Genomic DNA, 1317 nt, shown 5'->3' with positions numbered 1-1317 from the left:
TGTCAAGCCCCGGGTTTGATGGACAGTTGGTTAGCTGGTTTTCAGGGGTGCGGTGACCGGGTGGGTCATCGCGTGTAGGGCCTCGTGTTCGGCGGGTGGGACGTGTCCGAGTTCGCCGTGCAGCCGGCGGTTGTTGTACCAGTCGATGTACTCGACGGTGGCCATCTCCAGGTCGTCGAGTCCACGCCACGGACCTCGGTTGCGGACGAGTTCGGCCTTGTAGAGCGAGTTGAATGCCTCGGCCATCGCGTTGTCGTACGAGTCGCCCCGGGAGCCGACCGAGGCGACAGCGCCGGCCTCGGCGAGGCGCTGGCTGTAGCGGATCGCTCGATATTGGACTCCGCGGTCCGAGTGATGCACGAGTCCGCCCAGGTCAGCGCCCTGATGTTCGCGGCGCCAGATCGCCATCTTCAACGCGTCGAGGGCCAGGTCGGTGTAGAGGTTCGTCGACACCTGCCAGCCGACGATCATGCGGGAGTACACGTCGAGGACGAACGCGGCGTACACCCAGCCGACGCTGGTGCGCACGTAGGTCAGGTCGGCGACCCACAGCTGGTTCGGCCGCAGTGCGGTGAAGTCTCGTTTGACCAGGTCAGAGGGTCGGCTGGTCTCGGCTGCGGGCCGGGTCGTACGCGGCGCTTTGTCGCGCAGCAGCCCGCGCAGCCCGGACTCGCGCATCAGCCGCTCGACGGTGCAGCGGGCCACTCGCACACCGCGCCGACGCAGCTCGTGCCAGATCTTGCGAGCGCCGTAGACGCCGTAGTTCTCCGCGTGGACCTGCTCGATCACCGCGGTCAACTCCTCGTCGCGCCTTGACCGGGCCGAGGCAGGGCGGGTCTTAGCGGCGTAGTAGGTCGACGGTGCGATCTGTGCCGGCGTGTCTTCGAGCGCCTGCAGGACCGGCTGGACACCGTATTCGGCCTTCTGGGAGTCGACGAAGTCGACCTTCATCGCGACGGACGGTCCAGCTCCGCCGCGAAGAAACTCGCCGCGGACTTCAGGATCTGGTTGGCCCGCCGCAGCTCACGCACCTCCCGTTCCAAAGCAGCGAGGCGTTCCGCGTCGCTGCTGGTGGTGCCCGGACGGTCACCGGCGTCAGTCTCGGCCTTCTTCACCCACGTCCGCAACGCCTCCGGATGAATCCCGAGCTGACCGGCGATCCGCCGGATCGCCCCTATCGCGCTGGCCGGGTCCCGGCGAGCCTCGACCGCCAACCGCGTCGCACGCTCACGCAGCTCATCGTTGTACTTCTTCGGTGCGGGCATCGCTGATGTTCCTCCCAGATTTCGATGTCTCCATCAAACCCGGTGCGGGACA

The 1317-nt window shown here is 66.9% G+C and carries 1 protein-coding gene; it reads right to left on the bottom strand.

The genetic code is table 11. The features are described from left to right. Positions 1-30: 30 nt before the first annotated feature. Positions 31-1265, bottom strand: a protein-coding gene (locus ACGFIK_RS27830; RefSeq protein WP_327021974.1) for an IS3 family transposase whose coding sequence is annotated in 2 segments (ribosomal slippage) — positions 31-986 and positions 986-1265 — 1236 coding nt in all. Because the reading frame shifts where the segments join, the coding sequence is not laid out codon by codon here. Positions 1266-1317 lie beyond the last annotated feature (52 nt).

The sequence above is a fragment of the Micromonospora sp. NPDC048871 genome (assembly GCF_043198155.1).
GTDB lineage: Bacteria > Actinomycetota > Actinomycetes > Mycobacteriales > Micromonosporaceae > Micromonospora.
The sequence above is the reverse complement of the archived record's forward strand: the minus strand, read 5'-3'. Positions and strand labels throughout refer to the sequence as shown.